This window comes from Peteryoungia aggregata LMG 23059, assembly GCF_030814435.1.
GTDB lineage: Bacteria > Pseudomonadota > Alphaproteobacteria > Rhizobiales > Rhizobiaceae > Allorhizobium > Allorhizobium aggregatum.
In genome coordinates this window covers 69,197-90,699 of record NZ_JAUSUW010000002.1, presented here as the reverse complement: position 1 = coordinate 90,699, position 21,503 = coordinate 69,197, and the positions used below count along the sequence as shown (strand labels likewise).

Sequence of the window (21,503 nt, the reverse complement as noted above, 5' to 3'; positions counted from 1 at the left end):
ATTTCTGCAACGGGTGACGATGGCGCGGTGAAAGATCGGTAACCATTCTCCGGTTGCCAGCCCGCATCGATACGGACATGCTTCATGCATTGGAACGGGGAGGTTCCAAGGGAGGACGACGTGAATTCATTGACCGCCATCGGCGCTGTGGTGCTTGTAACCGTCGCCACGGCCACGAGTGCTCGGGTTGCCGAGACACTGAATATCCTCTGTGGCGTTGACGAGGTCTGGTGCGCCGTCATGCAGAAGACCTACGAGGCAAAGACCGGCCTTCACGTCAACATGACGCGGATGAGCACCGGCGAGATACTCGATCATGTTCGGTCCGAGAAAGATCAGCCCTCAGTTGACGTCTGGTGGGGAGGCACCGGGGTTACACACCTGCAGGCGGCCTATGAGGGGCTTCTTGAACCCTACCGCCCGCAGCAGGAAGCCGACCTCTTGCCCTGGGCCCGCAACTTCTTTTCCCTATCCGGCGGCACATCCGTCGGCCTCTATGCCGGTGCGCTCGGGTTTGCCTACAACGCTGACCTTCTTTCTGCGGCAGGATTACCGGCGCCCAACTGCTGGAAGGATCTCGCCAAGCCGATCTATCGCGGCCAGATCCTGTCCGGAAACCCGCATTCCTCGGGCACTGCCTTCACCACGCTCGTCACGCTGGTGCAGTTGCTCGGCGAGGACGATGCGTTTGCCTATATGCGTGAACTCGACCGGAATATCACCGAATACACCAAGGCCGGTGCCGAGCCGGTCAAGGCGTCGGGCAGGGGGGAGATCATGATTGGCATCTCCTTCATGCATGACGCCGTGACGCAGAAGGAAGCCGGCGCTCCCCTCGTCATCGTCGCGCCCTGCGAGGGCACCGGCTACGAAATCGGAGCGGTCAGCATCGTCAAGGGCAGCCGCCATCTGGAGGAAGCGCGGCACTTCGTCGATTTTGCGCTGAGCCCCGAAGGACAGGCAACCGGCGCTGCCGCAGACCAGAACCAGGTGCCATCCAATGCCAAGGCCGTGCTGCCGCCGGCCGCTCCCGACATCTCGATGATCAAGATGGTGGACTATGATTTTGCCACCTTCGGCTCGCCCGAACAGCGAAGTCGGCTGCTGAGCCGCTTCGATAGCGAGATCAATCCGACCAACTGATTTTCCACGACCGGACGATCCCAGACACGGTGCCTTTCAAGGCGCTGCCGCCGAAGGCTTGTCCATTTTTCTCGACTTCCATCAGACGCAAGCAACAGGAGGATACCCATGCGACTGACACTGCTCTCCACACTACTCTTCGCCGGCACGAGCTTGTCTGCCGGCTCGGCTCTGGCAGCCGGTGAGCTCAACCTCATTTGCGCGGCCGACGTCGTCATCTGCGAACAGATGCAGGGCGATTTTGAAAAGGCCCATGACATCAAGGTCAACATGGTGCGCATGTCCTCGGGCGAGGCCTATGCCAAGATCCGTGCCGAGGCGCGTAACCCGAAGACCGACCTCTGGTGGGCCGGTACCGGCGACCCCCATCTGCAAGCCGCGTCCGAGGGGCTGACGGAAGAATACAAGTCGCCGATGTTCGATCAGTTGCAGGATTGGGCGAAGAACCAGGCCGAAAGCTCGGGCTTCAAGACCGTCGGCGTCTATGCCGGCGCGCTTGGCTGGGGTTACAACACCGAGATCTTCAAGCAGAAGGGCTACAAGGAACCGGTCTGCTGGGCCGACCTGCTGGCTCCCGAGCTGAAGGGCGAGATCCAGGTGGCCAATCCCAATTCGTCGGGAACGGCTTACACAGCGCTTGCCTCGCTCGTGCAGATCATGGGTGAAGACAAGGCCTTCGAATACCTGAAGGCGCTGAACGCCAACATCTCGCAATACACCAAATCCGGCTCCGCGCCGGTCAAGGCTGCTGCCCGTGGCGAGACCGGCCTCGGTATCGTCTTCATGCATGATGCGGTGGCCCAGACGGCCGAGGGCTTCCCCGTCAAGTCGATCGCACCTTGCGAAGGCACCGGTTACGAGATTGGCTCCATGTCGATCGTCAAGGGCGCCCGCAACATGGAGAATGCCAAGGTCTGGTACGACTGGTCGCTGAAGCCTGATGTCCAGTCCCGGATGAAGGACGCCAAGTCCTTCCAGCTTCCATCGAACAAGAGCGCCGAAATCCCCAAGCAAGCCCCGCGCTTCGAGGACATCAAGCTCATCGACTATGACTTCAAGACCTATGGCGATCCGGAAAAGCGCAAGGCTCTGCTCGAGCGCTGGGATCGTGAGATCGGCGCTGTCGCAAACTGACGCCTGACCCTATCCGCCGGCGGTCTCTGGACCGCCGGCCCATTTCTCTTCCCGCGAATCTATTGATGAGGTCGACCATGAGACATGGCAACCGCAGACTGGACCTGTTGCTGGCCTTTGGAGCCGCATCCTTCATTCTGCTTCCCTGGTACAGGCTGGAGTCCGGCTTCTTCGGCCTTGATTGGCTCGGTGACTTTCCCTTCACGGAGAGCGCTGCACCAGGCGTTCTGCAGTTGTTGGTTCACGGTCGCCTTTGGCTTCTCGGTGTCGTACTCTTCTTCGGTCTGGGTTTCGCGGCACGTTTTATTGTCGATCCGATGCGCCGTGGTGCGTTCTTTGCGGCAGCAGGTGCAGCAGGCCTAGTCTACCTCTGCCTCCAGGGACTTGCGGTCGGCTTCTCCGGCTGGACCTGGGGGATCAGCGAAGCTCTTTTCGGAACGCTCTCCGATGGACAGCCATCGATGGGGGCGGGCGCCGTGACCATGTCCATCGTCTTCGTCCTCATGTTCGCCTTCGGTCTGGTCGAACGCGGCGTGATGAAGGGTGACGCCTTTGTCGTCGGGTCGATCTCGCTTCTTGTCTTCCTCGTCTTCGTCTTCGTTTTCTATCCGATCGGAAGCATGCTCGTGGCGGCCGTTCAGGATTTCGACGGCTCCTTCAAGCCGGACGATTTCATCCGCAACCTGCAGGATCCGGGCATCTGGAGCCTGAGCTGCCTGATCGGCGACGGACGCTGTGGCGTCGCCTGGCGCACCTTCACGCTCGCCATCATGACGGCGTCCGCCTCCACATTGCTTGGCCTCGCCTTTGCTCTGGTCGCGACCCGCACCCGCTTTCCGTTCAAGAAGGGTCTGCGCCTTCTGACGGTGCTGCCGATCATCACGCCGCCCTTCGTCATTGGCCTCGCGCTCGTGCTGCTCTTCGGCCGCGCCGGCGTGGTCACCGAAACCCTATCCAGCCTGTTCGGTATCGAGCCTGGCCGCTGGCTTTATGGCCTGACCGGCATCTGGATCGCACAGGTCCTGTCCTTCACCCCCATCTCCTTCCTCGTCCTGATCGGCGTCGTCGAGGGCGTCAGCCCATCGATGGAGGAGGCCTCGCAGACGCTGCGCGCCGACCGTTTGCGCACCTTCTGGCGGGTATCCCTGCCTCTGATGAAGCCCGGCCTCGCCAATGCCTTCCTGATCGGCTTCATTGAAAGCATGGCCGACTTCGGCAATCCGCTGGTGCTGGGCGGCAGCAATGGCGTACTCTCGACCGAAATCTTCTTCGCCGTGGTCGGTTCGCAGAACGATCCGTCGCGCGCCGCCGTCCTGGCGCTGGTGCTCCTTTTCTTCACGCTGTCGGCCTTTCTCGCCCAGCGCCTCTGGCTGTCCGGCAAGAACTTCGCGACCGTCACCGGCAAGGGAGACAGTGGCGCCCATATTGCCCTGCCGCGTGGCATCTCGATCGGCGTGCATGCCATTGTCATTCCGTGGATGATCTTCACCGTCGTCGTCTACGGCATGATCCTCGTTGGCGGCTTCGTGACCACCTGGGGCCTCGACAATACGCTGACCCTCGAACATTACGCCCGAGCCTTTTCCGTCAGCATCCAGAACGGCTCGATCGCCTGGACGGGCGTTGCCTGGAACTCCTTCTGGACGACCATGGAGATCTCGCTGATCTCCGCGCCGTTGACCGCAGCCGTCGGACTTCTGACCGCCTACATCATCGTCCGTCAGAAATTCGCCGGCCGGAACCTCTTCGAGTTCGCCCTGATGATGAGCTTTGCCATTCCGGGAACGGTCATCGGCGTCAGCTACATCATGGCCTTCAACCTGCCACCGCTGGAAATGACGGGCTCTGCCCTGATCCTGATTGCCTGCTTCGTCTTCCGCAACATGCCGGTCGGCGTGCGCGGTGGGATTGCGGCGATGAGCCAGCTCGACAAGAGCCTGGATGAGGCTTCGCTGACGCTTCGGGCTGATAGCTTTCGTACCGTGCGCAAGATCATCCTGCCGCTTTTGCGCCCGGCGATCACAGCCGCACTCGTCTACTCCTTCGTGCGGGCCATCACCTCGATCAGCGCGGTCATCTTCCTCGTCAGCGCCGAACATAACATGGCGACCTCCTACATCGTCGGCCTTGTCGAGAATGGCGAATACGGCGTGGCGATCGCCTATTCCTCGATGCTGATCGTCGTGATGATCACCGTCATCACCGGCTTCCAGCTGCTCGTCGGCGAACGCAAGCTGCGCCGCGAAAATCGTGTTGCCGGCCTCGGCAACAACAGTCCCGTTCCTCTCGGTCAGGAGAAAACTGCATGATCACCGTCAAAGCCGGATCCGTTACATTCCAGAATGTCCGCAAGACCTTCGGCGCCTTCACCGCCATCCACGATCTTTCACTCACCATCGAGCCCGGCACTTTGGTGACCCTGCTTGGCCCCTCCGGTTGCGGCAAGACGACGACGCTGCGCATGCTGGCGGGCCTGGAGCATCCGACCTCCGGCAAGATCCTGATCGGCGGCAAGGATGTGACCATGCTGCCTGCCAACGAGCGCGACGTCTCGATGGTCTTCCAGTCCTATGCGCTCTTTCCGCATATGACATCGCTGGAAAACGTCGCCTACGGCCTTCAGTCATCAGGATTGGGCAAGAAGGAGGCGCGTGAGAAGGCCGAGGAAGGCCTCAAACTCGTTGGCCTTGCCGGCATGGGGCATCGCCTTCCAGCAGAATTGTCGGGCGGGCAGCAGCAGCGCGTGGCCGTCGCTCGTGCTTTGGTTCTCGAACCTCAGGTCCTGTTGCTCGACGAGCCGCTCTCCAACCTCGATGCACGTCTGCGCCGCCGCGTCCGCACGGAGATCCGCGATCTCCAGCAACGCCTTGGCTTCACAGCCGTCTATGTCACTCATGACCAGGACGAGGCGCTTGCCGTCTCTGACCGGATCATCGTGATGAAGGATGGCGAGATCGCCCAGTCGGGTGCTCCGCGCGAACTCTACGAAGCGCCGGCCTCGCCCTTTATTGCCGATTTCATGGGGGAGGCGAATGTACTGCCCTGCGAGGTCATGCAATCCGATGGCCGGGAAGTCCTGGTGCGTGTCAGCAATCTCGAGCATCGCCTGCAGTCCAAGGCGGGCCGAGGCCCTGCCAAGCTCGCAGTCCGACCCGGCGCCATCCGCATCGGTGCTGTGGGCGCAGAGGGCCTGAGGGGTCGCGTCCTTCACTCTGCCTATCTCGGCGGTCATGTCGAATACGAGGTCGAGACCGATGTCGGCACGCTCTTCGTCATCGATCACGACGTGGACCATGCCCATGCCGCCACCAGCGACGTCACACTGGCGTTCAAGAACCGTGGCATTGCCGTCATCAGCGGCTGACAGTTATTTCAGAAAGATCAAGGAAGAAGAGAATGACAGTGAATGATACGGCGCTCGCAGCACGTTTTGCCCTGGCCAAGACGCTGGCAGCGGAAGCGGGAGCCATGGCGCTCGACTATTTCAACCGGCGCGACACGCTGGTGATCGAAACGAAACGAGACCTTCAGGATGTGGTCTCCATCGCTGACCGCAACGTCGAGACCTTCCTCAAGGAGCGTGTGGCCGAAATCTACGCCAATGACGGCTTCCTAGGCGAGGAGTTCGGCCATGACGAAGGCACCTCTGGCTTCACCTGGGTTGTCGATCCGATCGACGGCACCGCGCCTTTCGTCAATGGCATGCCGACCTGGTGCGTTTCTGTGGCGATTGTGCGTGGCGGCGAGCCGGTGGTCGGCGTTATCCACGTCCCCTGCTCGGACGAGCTCTATGCCGCAGCCCACGGTTTCGGCGCCACGCTGAATGACAAGCCGCTGCGCCTCAATCCCTCCCGCAACCTGCAGAACGCGATGACCGGCATTGGTTGCAACAACTATGTTACGCCCGAACGTGTCGGCGCGATCATCGCAGGCCTGATGCAGCGCGGCGGCAATTTCATCCGCAACGGGTCCGGTGCGCTGATGCTGGCCTATGTCGCAGCCGGCAGGCTGGTCGGATATTACGAGCCGCATATGCGCGCTTGGGACTGCATGGCCGGCTTCTGCCTCGTGCGTGAAGCCGGGGGAATGAACCTGGCCTTCCCTGGAAGTGGGGAGGCGTTCCTCGAGGGGCATCCGGTCCTTGCCGCGAACCGGTCTTGCTACGATGAACTGCTGGACCTCCACGTGAGCAATCTCTGAGGTTGCATCGGAACCACGTCATGACGTTCAATGACGGGATCGGATAGGGGCCTCCTGCTGTCGAATTGCAGTCGGAGGCGCCAGCCCTGTGATAAAATGAGTTTGCAATGCCGCAGTGTCGAGCGGGGCCGGAGATGGCCCCGCTGAACATTTATCCTCACAACATCAGTCGAGACGAACGTCATTCGCGTCAAAGAAATGCAAACTTGTTGCTCTTGCGCTGATCTACGCCATCTCGCCCCGTAAGCGCCCCGTGAGGATGCTGTTTCCAGTCACGCCCTATGGATGTTTTTCGAGGGGTCTTGCAAGTTCTGATAAGCGGCCCCATATTCATGGGAGTGGCAGCCATTGAACGGGCACTGCCACTTTCTGGGCGGCACTCACCCTGGCCCCAATAAAGGAGGACGTCATGTCTTCCGACCTTCATCAGCCTATCGGCAGCTTCGACATCAGCATCATCAGAAACGCGCTTCGGCATTCCGGGTTTCGTTATGAGGAACCATTGTGCGAGCTGGATCGCGGCGCAGCGCGCCATGCGATCACCCTTTACCAGAAGGGTTTGCGTAGACCCGGCGATTTAGTTCCCGCCGTCAACCTCTGGGCAGACAAGGCCGTCATCGCGAGGCGAAAGCGCAGCGTTCAGGTGTCGAGCCTGTGACCCTTTCTTTCCCCAATCCGACCCGCGCCTATGACGAGACACGAGGTCTCATCCGTTTCGTCGGGCATGACGGTCTGAACCAGATTCTGTTTCTGTTGCCTGTCGCACTCTTTGACCGTGAGGGGGCGACAAACCGTCGGAAGGAACGCGACTATCTCCTGGCATTCGATCGCCTGCGGGACCGCATCCTGACGACAGCCAGGCAAGCCTATCAGTCTCGGCGACGGCATACTATCGAACTCGATCTCAGTGCATTCGGGTCGTCCCTCCAGTCGGCGACTTGACGAAGGCAATCAGAGTGCTCCGTGAACTCGGAAAAGGATAAAACATGGCCGATCGTAAGCAATCCACTGCAGTGATCTTCCATGACGACCGTCTCGGGCAGACATTTGGCCTCCCACCATGCTGAAGAAAAACTCACCGGAGGGTGAGCGGAAACTGGCTGACCAAATGCTGCTGCGTGCGCTGCTCCATCGCTCCAACTACTCGAGCGCGGATCTCCGGGCGCAGTCAGGCCGCAACTATGCAAGAGAGGTCGTTGTCATCAATCGCCTGCGCAACGGAATGGTGATGGCCGACATGCAACCGGCCCTCTGGGAGAATGTCGGGTTCAGTGAGGCCGCAGCTCTCTTGCGCTGGGAAGATGAAGGCGGAAGTCCATGTGGTCGCGATCAGGTCGGCACGACCGGGAGGCGAAGCGGCTGATGGGGACTTCAGGCAAGGTGATCATACTGGCGGACATTCGAAAGAAGCGGATCGCTTCGGCGACTTGCCGGCCGAACGTCTTCGAGATCAGGTCAGGTGCCGGAAAGCGGCCGGATTGCAGCATCCATCCATTCAGGGCCATGCCCGCCGTGCCGCCAAAGCAGGCCTGATCAACGCTCAGATTGCCAACTGGTCCGACACCCGACCCACCCCGAAGTGACACCAGTCCGAGCCAAGGAGTTTCTCATGTTTACGCGAACAAAGACAAGGACCGTGCATTTTGATGCCCCCTTCACCCTCAAAGGTCTGGATGGCCCCCATCCCGCTGGCGACTACCAGGTGCAGGACGACGAGGAACAGATCACCGGGATTTCCTGGCTCGCCTATAGGCGCGTGGCAACCGCAATCGAAGTCGTTGCCGGTAAAACGACGAGCCTGATCGACATAAATCCGTCGGAGCTGGATGCCGCTCTGGAAATGGACAGGGCCCTGTCCGGCCAGGAGAGTCCGAATAAAACCCACTGATAACTGGAGAAAGATCATGCCCTCTCATCGTTTTACCGTCGGCCAAATGGTTCGCCTGGTCACCACCAAGGGCCTCTCGCCGGCTGCCGCAGTCACCTACACGATCGAAGCCCCCATGCCGGCATACCAGAACAGCCCGCAATACCGACTCTGGAATGCCGAACTGCATCAGGGACGCGTCGCCCTGGAGCGGGATCTCGAGGCCGTCGGATCGCTCTGATCCCTCAGCTGCGGCGCATGTATCCACGATCTGGACGCGCGTTGCGCCCCGGCAATTTTCGGCGAGATCTCGCCACCAAGTTCTGAAGGGAACGCAGATGACAAAACCGACACGTATCGCCTTCATCGGCAATTCCCTTCCGCGCCAATGCGGGATCGCGACATTCACCTGCGATCTGTCCCAGGCCATGGCCGATGCGGCCGAGCCAATCCGCACGAGCATTGTCGCCGTGACGGACCCCAAGCAGAGCTATGCCTATCCGGAGGAAGTGATCTTCGAGATCCGTGAAGACGAGATCGAAGACTACGTGACGGCCGCACGTGTGCTCAACGAAAGTCGCTTCGATGCGATCTCCCTCCAGCATGAGTTCGGCATCTTCGGCGGCGCCGATGGCGAATTCATCCTCGCGCTCCTGGACAATCTGCGGATCCCGGTCGTCACCACCTGCCACACCATCCTCGCCGAACCCACGCCCTCTCAACACCGCGTCTTGCAGAAGGTCGCCGCTCACTCCAGCCGTGTCGTCGTCATGGCCGAGAAGGGACGCACCCTGCTGACGGAAATCTATGGCGTCGCACCCCAGAAGATCGACGTCATTGCCCATGGCATTCCCGATCGCCCCTTCCATGATCCTGATATTGCCAAGGTCGAGCGCGGTTATGCGGGTCGCCCCGTCATCCTGACATTCGGCCTGCTCTCCCCGAACAAGGGCATCGAGGTGGTCATCGACGCCATGCCGGCGATCCTGAAGCAGAGCCCCGACGCAGTGTATGTCGTGCTCGGCGCGACCCACCCGACCCTTCTGCGCACGCAGGGCGACAGCTATCGCGACGGCCTGCGCCAACGCACCGAACGGCTCGGCGTCGATCACGCCGTCCAGTTCCTCAATCGCTTCGTCGACCTGCCGACGCTTCTCGACTTTATTGCGATGTGCGATGTCTATGTGACGCCTTATCTGGATGAGGCGCAGATGACCTCGGGCACGCTCGCCTATAGCTTCGGCATGGGCAGTGCGGTCGTATCGACGCCCTATTGGCACGCATGCGACCTGCTGGCGGACGGCCGAGGAATCCTTGTGCCCTTCGGCGATTCATCCGCCACCGGCGAGGCAATCGCCTCGCTGCTCGGTGATGATGTTGCAAGGACGGCCATGCGAAAGCAGGCCTATGACGCTGGCCGATCGATGATTTGGTCGCATGTTGCCACACTCTATCTCGAGAGCATGGCGAAAGCCCGCGCTGCCTATCGACCGAAGCTGGTCAGCGATCTGATCTCCCTGCGGATCAAGCGGCCGCCACAGCAGACGGCCCTGAAGCTCGGCCATCTGCACACCATGTGCGACGATACCGGCATCTTCCAGCATGCCGTGTTCTCGGTCCCGGACCGCTCCCACGGCTACTGCGTCGACGACAATGCCCGGGCCCTGCTTTTGTCTTCGTTGCTCTCCGCCGTCGGCGAGACCGGCATAGCGGACCGGATGACGGCCTCCTTCGCCTCCTTCGTCGAACACGCCTTCAATCCGGATACCGGCCGTTTCCGCAACTTCATGAGCTTCGATCGCCGTTGGCTCGAAGACGAAGGGTCCGAAGACAGCCATGGGCGCACGCTCTGGGCGCTCGGCGCCTGCACTCTCTTCGACACCGATGCTCCCCGCCGCCGCTGGGCGAGTGCGCTGTTTGCAAGGGCCATGACCGCCACGCTCGACTTCCGCTCCCCGCGCGCCTGGGCCTTCACCCTGCTCGGCCTCAATGACTACTGCACCGCCAACCCGCAAGATGCCCATGCCCGTATGCTGCGCGTCCGGCACGCGGAAAGCCTGATGGACCTGGAACGCCGGGTGTCGAAAGGCGAGCGACGCTGGTTCGAGGAGGGGCTGTCCTATGAAAATGCCCGCCTGAGCCAGGCCTTGATCATCACGGGTGCGGCGACCAAGGTTTCGGCCTTCGTCGAGACCGGTGTTGCGACCCTGCAATGGCTGATGACCCAACAGACAGGGGAGGCAGGCCAGTTTCGCGCTGTCGGCACGGATGGATTTTTCGAGATCGGGCAGGCCCCGAAACTGTTCGATCAGCAGCCGGTCGAGGCGACGGCCACCGTATCGGCCTGTCTGGCCGCCTATGAAGCGACCTCCGACAAGACCTGGATCGAGGCTGCCAACAAGGCCTTCGACTGGTTCACCGGCAGCAATGATCATGGCATCTCGCTCGTCGATCCCGAGACGGGCAGTTGCCGCGACGGTCTGCATGCCGATCGCCCCAACGAGAACCGGGGAGCGGAATCCGTCCTCTGCTACCTGATCTCCTGCATCGAGATCGGCCGCGCCAACCAGATGCTGCGCCCCGTGCTTCCGAGGATCGGCGTCAGGCAATTGTCATGAGCCGCCCAACCCGCAGCAAAAACTCCGAAAGTCCAGCATTGCCCCAGTCCAGCCTTCTCAATCGGCAGGCCCTCTATCTGAGGCCTGACCCAACACGGGTTATCGTCCGTCCCTTCAAGCCCTCGACCGAGCCGCGGCATCTCAATCCACGCGACAAAACGCGGGCGAACGAAATCGTCGATCGCGTCTTGTCCCTGGACCCGACGGCCACGGCAAACCAGTTGCGCGACATCCTTGCCAATTTTGATGGCCGGCATCGCAATCTGCTGCGCCAGTTCGAGCTGCGGGCCGATGCCATGGAAGATGCCTTCCAGCATCACCAGCAGTTCAGCCAGCAGGAAAGGCAACTGGTCGGCGCCTATTTCATGAACGAGTATTCGTTTGAGTCATCAGCTCTGTTCAACCCGAGCATCGTGCCCCATCCGGATCAGTCCGGCATTGCGGATGGCAGCACGCGGGTGATCATCAGTCTGAGGGCTGTCGGCGAGGGACATATCTCGTCCCTGACTTTCCGCTCCGGCGTCATCGATAGGAAGGGGGCGGTGACGATAGACGCACCGACGCGGCTGGCTGTCCTGCCCGATATCCATGCAAGCGACGGCCTGGCGCCCGCCGGCTGCATCGGGCTTGCCTTCAAGAGCGAAAGCGAACTCAGCGAGCGGGTCATCTTCCCGGTTACCGAGGCACAATCCAACGGCATCGAGGATGCCCGTTTTGTGGCCTTCGATGACCACGGCAAGACGATCTATTTCGCGACCTATACCGCCTATAGCGGGTCCTCGATCCGCTCGGAGCTTCTCGAGACTAGGGATTTCCTGAACTTTACCCTGACGCCGCTCCATGGTCCGGCCGCCCGCAACAAGGGCATGGCGCTCTTCCCTCGGCGCATCGACGGGCATTATGCAATGATTGCCAGGCAAGACAGCGAGAACCTGTTCCTGCTCTATTCGGACGATCTGCATCACTGGGACGAGGGACGGCTCTTGATGAAGCCGGAATTCGCCTGGCAGTTCGTTCAGATCGGCAATTGCGGTTCACCGGTCGAAATCGACGAAGGTTGGCTCTTGTTCACCCATGGTGTTGGGCCGATGCGGCGCTACGCGATCGGCGTGACGCTGCTCGACAAACACGACCCGAGCATCATCCTGTCGCGCACGGTCGAACCGCTTCTGCAGCCGGAACCGACGGAGCGGGAAGGCTATGTCCCGAACGTCGTCTATTCCTGCGGTGCCATGCGCCACGGTGACCTGATCGCCCTGCCTTATGCCGTCTCTGATACCTATTCCAACTTCACCACGATCAAGATCAGCAGGCTTCTGGAAACGATGCGTCCCATCGGGACAGCGTTGTGAATGCGGAGGCTAGGTGGGCCGCCCCACCAGGCGATCGGCCATGAGCGTCCAGCAACTGAAACGCGTCTTCCTCGATGAAATCCTGCCCACCTGGAGCAAATCCGGCTTCGACGAGACCTGCGGCCAATTCGTCGAATACCTGGAACTGGATGGATCCTCCCAGAAAGCAGGTGAGGTACGGACCCGAACCGTGGCGCGCCAGATCTATGTTCATGCCCATGCGGCCCATCTCGGCGTTGCCCCCTCCGGTTCGCTCGCCATGGCAGAGCAGGCCTTCGCAAACCTGCACCGCATCGCCTGGGTCGGCGGGAAGCGGGGCGGCTATGTGAGAAGCTTCAACCGCCATACCGAGCTCGTCACCGATCCGGTTCGCGATCTCTACGACAATGCCTGCGTGCTGCTCGCGCTTTCCTGGCTGCTGACGGCCACGGCCAAGGATGCCTATCGGCACCAGATCGACCAGACGATCCTCGCGGTCGATCGGACCCTGACAGACCCCTTTGGTGGCTGGGCCGAAGACAGCGACGGCACCCTGCCTCGCCGCCAGAACCCGCACATGCATTATCTCGAAGCCACGCTGGCCTTGTGTGAAAACAACCGGACCTCCATGCATATGAGGTCGGAAGGCAAGACCTTCGCACTCTTGCGCTCACATTTTCTCGTCGGACCGGATGGGCCGCTTCACGAATTATTCGGTCCCCGATGGGAGCTCGCCGACCGATACGGATCCGATCGGCTGGAGCCAGGCCATATGTGCGAGTGGGTCTGGCTGACAACCCGTCACGATCTTCTCACTCACAGCGATAACACCAAGATATGCCTGGATCTGTTTTCAACCGCGCTGGCGGTCGGGCGCATGCAGGGCTCGCCCTTCCTGCTCGACGCCGTTTCGGCACACAAGGCAATCAGCCCATCACGGCGGCTGTGGCCGCAAGTAGAGATGCTCAAGGCATTCATGACGCTGCATGAGCGACTTGGTCTTCCGGGATATTGCACAGAGGCCGACGACGTGGCCTCCGCAATCCTTTCCGCCTACATGACGCGCGTGCCACATGGCTGCTGGCATGACTGTCTTGACCTGAACGAGGTGCCAACGGCCCACACGATTCCGGCCAGCTCGCTGTATCACTTGTGGACGGCTGTCGCGGATGTCAGACCAGCCGGCTCCATGCGGGAGACTCACAGCTGTTGAGCATGATCGCGGGAAACAACGCTCCTTGTTTGCAGTCGTGATCCGGGAAGGTGGTGCGGAAAACTGATCCGGCTGCCTTTGGCGCCGGTCGTCTAAGTGTCTGAGAAAGAATAGAAACTAGAGTTTGGCTGGGGAACCTGGATTATCACATGATTTCAAAGGCTTAGCAAAATCGCCTTTGATTTTCCTCTGTTTTCCTGCCGCGAGCGACCGTGGATGCCATCTTTGTGCCCTGGCTTTGGGCCGACGTCAACATGGCGGGAGAGCGGCAATTATTTCCGCTCAGGAGCGCGAAGCCGGAGGTGAGGCGAGCATTCTGCGTGACAGCTTTGCGCCTTTCATTCGGTCATAACTGATCGGCTCGACCTACGCGCTGTTGATGTAGAGTTTGCACATGTCGGGTATGCATCGATCACGTCACTTTGTCTTTTGCTTTGCTTTGAGCCAATCGGTGATCAGCTCCCGATATCGTTCGCCGCTGAAGCTCGGATAATGGCCGCCATGCACCAGCCGTACCTTCAGCCGCAGCAAGCTCTCCATCGATGCGTAATAGTCACTGGCGTTGGAATGGTAGGCGTCCTCGATCAGCGGACCGTCATAAAGAAGGTCTCCGGAAAACAGGATTTCCGTGGCCTTCTCGTAGAGCGCGATGCCTCCGGGTGAATGGCCGGGTGTGTGGATGACCTCGAACTGCCGATCACCGAGGTCGATGATATCGCCTCCCTCAAGCAGTCGTGTGGCTGGTGCCCGCTTCACCGAGTAGCATTTCGAGCAATAGGGCTCAGGCGGCAGGGCGTCGAATATGTCGTCGCTTACGTAAGGCTCAGCCAGCGTGTTTTCCCGTGTCGGATTGGCGAGCAGATCTGCCTCCGCCGAATGGACCGCACGGCACTCGAATTCGTGGTGGCAGCCGATGTGATCGAAATGGGTGTGGCTTGCCACCGCGATCAGGTCGCGCTCGGTGACAAGCGGCACCCATTCGCGCAGCGAAACAACCCCCATGCCGCTGTCGATAAGCATGTCGCGATCGCGGCCGCGCACATGCCAGATATTGCAGCGATAGAACTCCTGGATATGCGGTTCGCAGATGTAGGTTACGTCATCGTCGAGACGGCGGACGCTGTACCAGTTCTCGGGATGCATGCGCGGCTTCATCGTCTGTCTCCTAGGCTTCGATCAGCGCAACGATAGTGTCCGCCTTCACGGACAGATCCAGCATGTCACCCGGCTTCGGGTGCGCCGTTTGCGGCAGATTCGCGGTGATGACGATATCTGCGCCGCTCTCTGGCTTAAGGTGACACCGGTGATGCGCACCAAAGAAGGCACTGTCGGTGATCCTCGCGCGGGCAAGTGCAACGGCTGCACCGTCTTCGGTCGCAGACCTGAAATGCTCGGGGCGGATGCAGAGGGTGACCTTGCTGTTCGTCTGGGGCCTGCCGGCGGTGAACGCGGTGATCGGAATAGGGGCGCTGCCAAGGGCCGTTTCCACCTGCGCTTCGCCCTCCGCAATCGAGATCACCCGACCGGGCAGGAAGTTGGCTTCGCCCATGAAACCTGCGGCAAACAGTGAGCGCGGCCGCATGTAGATGTCCGAAGGTTTGCCGACATCCTCGATCCGGCCGTGGTTCATCACTACGATCCGGTCAGCGATAGCCATGGCTTCTTCCTGGTCATGCGTGACATGGATGAAGGTAGTGCCGACACGCTTTTGGATGGCCTTCAGCTCGTCCTGCATCTGGCGGCGAAGCTTCAGGTCCAGAGCGCCGAGCGGCTCGTCGAGCAGCAGAACATCGGGATCGACGGCAAGCGCACGGGCAACCGCCACTCGCTGACGCTGGCCGCCGGAAAGCTCGTGCGGCTTTCTTGTTGCGGAGGCTCTGAGCCCGACCAGATCGAGCATGGCGAGCGCCTTGTCGTTGCGTTGGGCTTTGCCCATGCCGCGCATTCGCAGGCCAAAGCCAACATTGTCGATGAGCTTCATGTGCGGGAAGAGGGCATAGTCCTGGAACATGGTCGTGGTCGGTCGTCGTGCCGGCTCCACATGCGTCATATCCTTGCCCCCAATCGCGATGGTTCCAGCGCTTGGCTCGATGAAGCCGCCGAGAATCGAAAGCAAGGTCGTCTTGCCGCAGCCGGACGGACCAAGCAGCACGATGAATTCCCCGGCCACAATGTCGAGCGAGACATCGTCGAGCGCGCGGAAGGCGCCGAAGACTTTCGTGGCGTTTCGGATCGAGACGTCTGCGGTCATTGGGTTTTTCCGGATTTTCTGAAGACGGCGAGTTCGAGAACGACGAGGAACGCGACCGAGATGAGGAAGACGACACTGCCGATCGCATTTGTCTTGGGGTCGAGGCCCGAGCGGAGCATGCTCCAGATCTCGACGGGCAGGGTCACGTCGAAGCGTGACAATAGGAAGGCGATGATGAACTCGTCCCAACTGAAGGTGACAGAGAGAAAGAAGGCGGCGAGGATCGAGGGCGTCAGCATCGGCGCGGTGACAAGAGTCATGACCTGCCAGTCCTTGGCGCCGAGATCGCGGGCCGCGCGCTCGATGTTCACCTGATGGCCGCCCATGGACGCATAGATGATCGCGAAGCAGAGCGGCAGATTGATCACCACGTGACCGATGCCAACGGTCCAGAGCGACAGCGTTATATTGAGCCGTGACAGGAGCGACAGAAGGCCAAGCCCGATGATCAGCGTGCTGACCGTCATCGGCGCGACGATCAGGGCACGTTGCAGGCCGGATGCGGGAAGAGTGTAGCGAGCAAACGCATAGGCCGCGAGGAAGCCGAGCAGGCAGGAGATCGCAGATGAGATGATCGCGACGATCAGCGAGTTGAACAGCGCCGACATCAGCTTTTCATCAGCGAAGATCTCGCCATACCATTTCCAGGTCAGGCCATGCAGCGGCGGTACCGGCAGGGTGCCGTCCTGGAAGGAGAAAATCACGAGGACCGCGACCGGCAGGAAAATGAAAACATAGAGACCACCGGCGTAAAGGATCGCTAGCGCCGTGTTGAGGTGCCGCATGGTCAGGTCCTCTCCATCTTTAGCCAGCGGGCGCAGGCGATGTAGGCGATCGTCACGACTACCATCAGTACCAGCGATAGGGCCGCTGCCATCGGGAAATCGGCGCGGCGGCCCAGTTGCAGCATGATGACCTGCGGCAGAACGAGCTCATTGTTGCCGCCGAGAATCTGCGGGGTGATGTAGTCGCCGATGCACAGTACAAATGTGAGGAAGGCACCGACCATGATGCCGGGAAGAGTGAGTGGTAGGATCACATGCCAGAAGGTCTGGAAAGCGTTTGCGCCAAGATCGGCCGCCGCGCGGCGGTAGTTTGGTGAAAGCTGGACGAGGTTGGCGTAGATCGTCAGCGTCAGCAACATGACGAAGAAATGCACGAAGCCGATCACCGTGCCGGTCCGGTTTGCAGATAGCTCAAGCGGCTCTGCTATCAGACCCATCCACATCAGGGACTGGTTGACGACGCCGCCCTTGGACAGGACCAGTAGCCACGAATAGGAGCGCACGACATAGGAGGTCCAGAACGGCAGAATCGCCATGATCAGGGCAAAGCGCTGCCAGCGGCGTGGCACGCGCTCGGCGATGATCCAGGCCAGCGGATAGGCGAGCAGGATCGAGACGATCGTGACGGTCAGCGTCACTTCAAGCGAATTGACGAGCGCTTTCAGAAGATGCGGCTTGCCGAAGAAGGCTGCATAGTTGTCGAGCGTCCAGGTGGCGACAATCTCACGGCCCTCGCGCTTCCAGAAGCTGATCGCCGCCATATAGAGAAAGGGCACGAGAAAGAAGGCCGCAGTCCAAAGGACAGCGGGCAGGGCAAATCCCCAGGCCTTGCGGCGTTCTCTGCGCTCAAGCGCGGTGGCGGTCATGGACGGGTTACTCCGTTCGTGCAGGGCAGGCGGCTCGACTGTAAGGTTCGCATGGTGGCCGATCTTCGAGGCGACCACAAATCTTCAGGGACGCCGGTTCCATCCAGCGCACGCAGGTCTGCATCATAGCACGCGCTTCAGATGTGCGGCGATGCTCGCGATGAACCAACGGCTTGAGGGAAAGGCTTTGGACGCGGACGTACATCGCTGCCGCGCCCCAATAGGAAACGCCTACTGCTGCAGCATTTCAGTCCAGACATCCTGCATGGCCGCATCGAAATCGGCATCTGCGACAGGGTAGATCTGGGTGTTCTTCAGATATTCTGGCTGCTTGTCCCAGCGCAGTGCTGTCTTCTGCTGGTCGGTGAGCTGATCACCGGCCTTGGAATTTGCCGGCATGCCCCAGTAGCAGGATGACGTCGCCAGACGAGCCTGGCCTTCGGGGCTTAGGATATACTGCACGAACTTGATGGCGAGGTCCTGCTTGGTCGAATCCTTGAACACGCCGATCGACTGGGCCCAGCGCAGGGCGCCCTGCTTCGGCACGGTCCAGTCGAGGTTCGGCTTCTCGGCCGTAAGACCCGCAGTTACCCATTCGCCACCGCCGAGGATGATGTCGACTTCGCCGCTCACAAGCGCCGTTTGCGAGGCAACAACATCGCTCACCTGGCGCGAGACCTTCTTCATTTCGAAGAGTTTTTCCTTGATTGCCGGGAGATCGGCTTCCGTCAGGTCGGCCGTGTTTTTGCCAATCGCGAGGCCCGTCAAGCCGATCAGCGGTAGGTAGTAGTCATAGACGGCGATGCGGCCCTTGTACTTCTCGGACCAGATGATCGATAGGTCTTCCATGTCCTTTGGGTCGACCTTGGACTTGTCGAAGGAAATCGTGTTGTAACCGAACTTCTCGGTAACGGCGTAGATCTTGCCATCCTTGGTGTTGTTGGCCTCCATGCGGACTTCCGGGAAGGTGTCGGCCATTGGCAGTTTGTCGGCCGGGATCTCGGCGAGGAGATCCAGCTCGATAGCGCGCGGGACGTCGACGCCGTCGATCACGAACACATCCCAGTCACCCGGACGCGACTGCTCGACGATCGAAAGGCCTGCTCCTGTTCCTTCGTATTCCTTCAGATTGACCTTGACGTTGTTTGCCTTTTCGAAGGGCTCGATCAGTGCCGGATCGGTGTGGTCGCACCAGACGAGGGCGTTCAGCTCCTCCTGGGCATGAGCTACGCCGGTCAAGGCGGAGATGGCAACGGTCGCAAGAAGCAGGCGGCGGGAGAGCCCGCCGGATATGGTCTTTTCCATGAGTTCACCCTCTTGTCGAAGGCCCAGGGCGGACCCTCGCGTTGATCGATTTGGCGCTCGTCTCGGCGCCTTGAGAAAAAGATTGAATGAATTCATTTTTTAAGTCAATCTCAATTTTGAGGAGATTCAGACGGAGCTAGTCATGACCGGATTGCGCGCCCGACAGAAGGCCGACAGGAATCGCCGCATCCTGGAATCGGCCACGACCCTGTTTCGGGAGCAGGGCTATGACAGCGCGCGCATCGAAGACATTGCCGAGATGGCGGAGGTCTCGGTCGGCACGCTATACAACTACTATCAGAACAAGGGAGACATCCTGGTCACGACCGTTTCGATGGAAGTAACCGAGGTGCTCGAGGCCGGCGAACGCATCGTTGCCAACCCGCCGCTCAACGTGATCGAGGCGCTCGGTACTCTGATCAACCAATATTACGATCACTCGCTCGTCTATCTTAGCAAGGAGATGTGGCGAACTGCCATGGCCTCTGCGATCCAGCAGCCAGAGACGCCGCTCTCGAAGCGCTATACCGAACTCGACGCGCGTCTCTGTGCCCAGGTTGTTCAGCTCATTGAGACGCTCCAGCGCCGTGGCGTCGTCATCGCGGGTGTCGATGCTCGCGCGCTCGGAGAGGTCTTCTTCAACAACCTCAACATGATGTTCGTTGAGTTCTGCAAGAACGAAAGCATGTCACTTGCTGAACTCAAGGCCCGAGTCGCAGCGCAGAACCGCCCGGTCGCCGAATTGATCAGCAGAGTGAAGCACGTCTGACGGTCTCGAAACCTAGAAAATGACAGAAATGACAGATCAGACGAGCGCCGTACTTTCCGCAGCCGATGCCCTGGTGGCAGCGTTTGGCCGTCATGATGCAAATGCTTATTTCGATGCCTTTGCTCCAGCAGCGACGTTCATTTTCTACAATCTCGATCACACTTTGATGGATCGCGCAGCTTACCAGGCGGAGTGGGCTCTCTGGGAGAGCCGTGACGGCTTCCATATTAACGCGTGCCGCTCGACGAACCGCAATCTGCAGGTCGTAGGTAAGGTCGCTATTTTCATGCACACTGTCGAAACAGATCTCACCATCTCTGGAGAGGACCTGACCAACCACGAGCGGGAAACGATCGTGTTTGCCCAGCAGCCGGATGGCCGTTGGCTGGCAGTGCACGAACATCTCTCCCAGCTACCCCGCTGACGGCAGACTTGAGCTTGCCGAGGCCGGTGCGTTGGCCGACTGCGTTTGAAATTGGTGCATCCGCTTCCGCCGCCCGTCCGACAGTAACGGACGGTCTCTTGGCGTGAAGAGTTTCGGGCGCCGGCAGACGTACGAAAGTCCCCGAGGAAGGAACCCGCGGACCACAGGCTGATGCTATGGAGATTTCGATTTACGGCTGATTCGCGGGGTGGGGAGCCCGCAGCCAGAAAGTGGATCGATGGCTACGGAAAGGCCGCTTTGTTTCGCACCCGTGCGGCTTTGACAGCTCGGCGCCCGGCTCGTTGGAAGCATATCGACGCCGGTGATCTCCTCGGGCGCATGCGGGTCGGTTGCCGGAGGCGTGAAGCCTGCGGCTGGAGTTTTGGCCATTCCGTGCCGGGTCATAAAGCTGCCTCCCGGGTCGTTGCTGTCGCCTCTGGTGGTCCTCGCGGCTGCTTCCAGCGTGCAAAGACCTCGACGACAATCATGCGTCCTCCGCAGCAGGAGCATGGCGGGCGGAAGTCATCTGGTTCGCCAGGAGCGGTGTCATCGACCGGTGCGGCGACGTGCAGGAGTTCGCGCGCAAGCACAAGGCTGGTCTTTCGGGCAGAGTCTGCGAGAAGGCCGTAGTGCCGGATCCGGTGGAAGCCGCGCGGCAAGACATGGAGCAGGAAGCGGCGGATGAACTCATCGACGGCGAGCGTCATGACCTGCTGCCGATCGCAGCCGTCGCGACGGTAGTCCTTGTAGCGGAAGGTGACGCCAGTTTCGTCAAAGGCGATCAGTCAGCGGTTCGAGATTGCGACCCGATGGGTGTAGCGTGACAGGTAGGCAAGCACTGCTTCCGGTCCTGCGAAGGGCGCCTTGGCATAGACCACCCAGCGCTTTTTCCGAACTGGCGATAGATGTCGCAAGAAGGCATGCCGCTCGGCGAGATGGGCAAGAGCACTGAAGAAGCCAAGCTGCCCGGCATCGTGCAGAGCGACCAGCCGGGCAAGGAACAACCGTCGGAACAGTTTGCCGAGTACCCGTACGGGAAGCAGGAAAGCCGGGCGCGATGATATCCATCTGCTTCCGTCTGGCGTGATGCCGCCGCCCGGAACGATCATGTGGACATGCGGGTGATGGGTCATCGCGGATCCCCATGTGTGGAGCACGGCGGTGATGCCGATACGCGCGCCGAGATGCTTGCGATCGGCCGCGATGGTCAGCATCGTCTCCGACGCCGCCTTGAACAGCAGGTCATAAACGAGCGCTTTGTTCTGGCAGGCAAGATCGGCAACCTCGGCCGGCAGCGTGAACACGACGTGGAAGTATCCGACCGGAAGCAGATCGGCCTCGCGTTCGGCAAGCCATGTCCGCGCGGCGGCACCCTGGCATTTTGGGCAGTGCCGATTGCGGCAGGAGTTGTGGGCGATCCGCCACTGGCCACAATCCTCACAGGCCTCGACGTGACCGCCAAGGGCAGCAGTGCGGCAGTTCTCAACCGCCGACATCACCTTCAGTTGCGGCAAGCTCAAATGTCCTGCATGCGCGCGTCGGTACGCCGCCCCGGCCGCACGGAAGATGTCGGCGACCTCGATCGAGGCACGCACTG

Annotated in this window: 20 protein-coding genes and 1 pseudogene; 15 read left to right on the top strand and 6 right to left on the bottom strand. The window is 60.5% G+C overall.

Annotated features, from left to right (window positions below):
• The first annotated feature begins 120 nt into the window (after positions 1-120).
• From J2045_RS03385 to J2045_RS03325, 13 genes are all read left to right on the top strand, one after another.
• Positions 121-1,143, top strand: coding sequence for an ABC transporter substrate-binding protein (locus J2045_RS03385; protein WP_370872973.1), 1,023 nt, complete (start codon positions 121-123; stop codon positions 1,141-1,143).
• 108 nt (positions 1,144-1,251) lie between these two features.
• Positions 1,252-2,277 carry an ABC transporter substrate-binding protein gene (locus J2045_RS03380; protein WP_307369404.1) on the top strand — a complete coding sequence of 342 codons (1,026 nt, stop codon included), beginning with the start codon at positions 1,252-1,254 and terminating at the stop codon, positions 2,275-2,277.
• Positions 2,278-2,354: 77 nt separating this feature from the next.
• A complete protein-coding gene (locus tag J2045_RS03375) occupies positions 2,355-4,586 on the top strand; it encodes an ABC transporter permease (RefSeq protein WP_307369401.1) in 2,232 nt (743 codons plus the stop codon).
• A complete protein-coding gene (locus J2045_RS03370) occupies positions 4,583-5,641 on the top strand; it encodes an ABC transporter ATP-binding protein (RefSeq protein ID WP_307369398.1) in 1,059 nt (352 codons plus the stop codon). The genes J2045_RS03375 and J2045_RS03370 overlap by 4 nt, the downstream gene beginning before the upstream one ends.
• A 32-nt stretch (positions 5,642-5,673) precedes the next feature.
• Positions 5,674-6,477 carry an inositol monophosphatase family protein gene (locus J2045_RS03365; protein WP_307369396.1) on the top strand — a complete coding sequence of 268 codons (804 nt, stop codon included), beginning with the start codon at positions 5,674-5,676 and terminating at the stop codon, positions 6,475-6,477.
• A gap of 409 nt (positions 6,478-6,886) precedes the next feature.
• Positions 6,887-7,135 (top strand): hypothetical protein, encoded by a 249-nt coding sequence (locus tag J2045_RS03360; RefSeq protein ID WP_307369394.1) that lies wholly within the window; start codon positions 6,887-6,889, stop codon positions 7,133-7,135.
• Positions 7,132-7,419 (top strand): DUF1488 family protein, encoded by a 288-nt coding sequence (locus J2045_RS03355; protein WP_307369392.1) that lies wholly within the window; start codon positions 7,132-7,134, stop codon positions 7,417-7,419. The genes J2045_RS03360 and J2045_RS03355 overlap by 4 nt, the downstream gene beginning before the upstream one ends.
• Before the next feature lie 118 nt (positions 7,420-7,537).
• A complete protein-coding gene (locus J2045_RS03350) occupies positions 7,538-7,840 on the top strand; it encodes a hypothetical protein (RefSeq protein WP_307369390.1) in 303 nt (100 codons plus the stop codon).
• 246 nt (positions 7,841-8,086) lie between these two features.
• On the top strand, positions 8,087-8,365 hold the full coding sequence (locus J2045_RS03345; RefSeq protein ID WP_307369388.1) for a hypothetical protein: 279 nt from the start codon (positions 8,087-8,089) through the stop codon (positions 8,363-8,365).
• A gap of 16 nt (positions 8,366-8,381) precedes the next feature.
• A complete protein-coding gene (locus J2045_RS03340) occupies positions 8,382-8,585 on the top strand; it encodes a hypothetical protein (RefSeq protein WP_102019249.1) in 204 nt (67 codons plus the stop codon).
• Positions 8,586-8,682: 97 nt separating this feature from the next.
• Positions 8,683-10,962 carry a glycosyltransferase family 4 protein gene (locus J2045_RS03335; RefSeq protein WP_307369385.1) on the top strand — a complete coding sequence of 760 codons (2,280 nt, stop codon included), beginning with the start codon at positions 8,683-8,685 and terminating at the stop codon, positions 10,960-10,962.
• Positions 10,963-11,000: 38 nt separating this feature from the next.
• Positions 11,001-12,314 carry a glycoside hydrolase family 130 protein gene (locus tag J2045_RS03330; RefSeq protein WP_307369383.1) on the top strand — a complete coding sequence of 438 codons (1,314 nt, stop codon included), beginning with the start codon at positions 11,001-11,003 and terminating at the stop codon, positions 12,312-12,314.
• Between the two features lie 40 nt (positions 12,315-12,354).
• Positions 12,355-13,506, top strand: a complete 1,152-nt coding sequence (locus J2045_RS03325; RefSeq protein WP_307369381.1) for an AGE family epimerase/isomerase — start codon at positions 12,355-12,357, stop codon at positions 13,504-13,506.
• Positions 13,507-13,923: 417 nt separating this feature from the next.
• Here the strand turns inward: J2045_RS03325 and J2045_RS03320 are convergent, their stop codons facing one another.
• From J2045_RS03320 to J2045_RS03295, 5 genes are all read right to left on the bottom strand, one after another.
• The gene (locus J2045_RS03320) at positions 13,924-14,661 is read right to left on the bottom strand and encodes an MBL fold metallo-hydrolase (RefSeq protein ID WP_307369379.1); all 738 of its coding nucleotides are present in this window, start codon (positions 14,659-14,661) and stop codon (positions 13,924-13,926) included.
• Between the two features lie 10 nt (positions 14,662-14,671).
• Positions 14,672-15,757, bottom strand: coding sequence for an ABC transporter ATP-binding protein (locus J2045_RS23130; RefSeq protein ID WP_370872970.1), 1,086 nt, complete (start codon positions 15,755-15,757; stop codon positions 14,672-14,674).
• On the bottom strand, positions 15,754-16,542 hold the full coding sequence (locus J2045_RS03305) for an ABC transporter permease (protein WP_307369377.1): 789 nt from the start codon (positions 16,540-16,542) through the stop codon (positions 15,754-15,756). The genes J2045_RS23130 and J2045_RS03305 overlap by 4 nt, the downstream gene beginning before the upstream one ends.
• A gap of 2 nt (positions 16,543-16,544) precedes the next feature.
• Positions 16,545-17,408, bottom strand: coding sequence for an ABC transporter permease (locus J2045_RS03300; protein WP_307369375.1), 864 nt, complete (start codon positions 17,406-17,408; stop codon positions 16,545-16,547).
• A gap of 231 nt (positions 17,409-17,639) precedes the next feature.
• A complete protein-coding gene (locus J2045_RS03295) occupies positions 17,640-18,713 on the bottom strand; it encodes an ABC transporter substrate-binding protein (protein ID WP_307369373.1) in 1,074 nt (357 codons plus the stop codon).
• A gap of 142 nt (positions 18,714-18,855) precedes the next feature.
• Between J2045_RS03295 and J2045_RS03290 the strand changes: the two genes are divergently transcribed.
• Positions 18,856-19,482, top strand: a complete 627-nt coding sequence (locus J2045_RS03290; RefSeq protein WP_307369370.1) for a TetR/AcrR family transcriptional regulator — start codon at positions 18,856-18,858, stop codon at positions 19,480-19,482.
• Positions 19,483-19,510: 28 nt separating this feature from the next.
• Positions 19,511-19,906 (top strand): YybH family protein, encoded by a 396-nt coding sequence (locus tag J2045_RS03285; protein WP_307369368.1) that lies wholly within the window; start codon positions 19,511-19,513, stop codon positions 19,904-19,906.
• Between the two features lie 401 nt (positions 19,907-20,307).
• On the opposite strand, the pseudogene J2045_RS03280 reads toward J2045_RS03285, so the two are convergent.
• A pseudogene (locus J2045_RS03280) lies at positions 20,308-21,501 on the bottom strand (IS91 family transposase).
• Between the last annotated feature and the right edge of the window lie 2 nt (positions 21,502-21,503).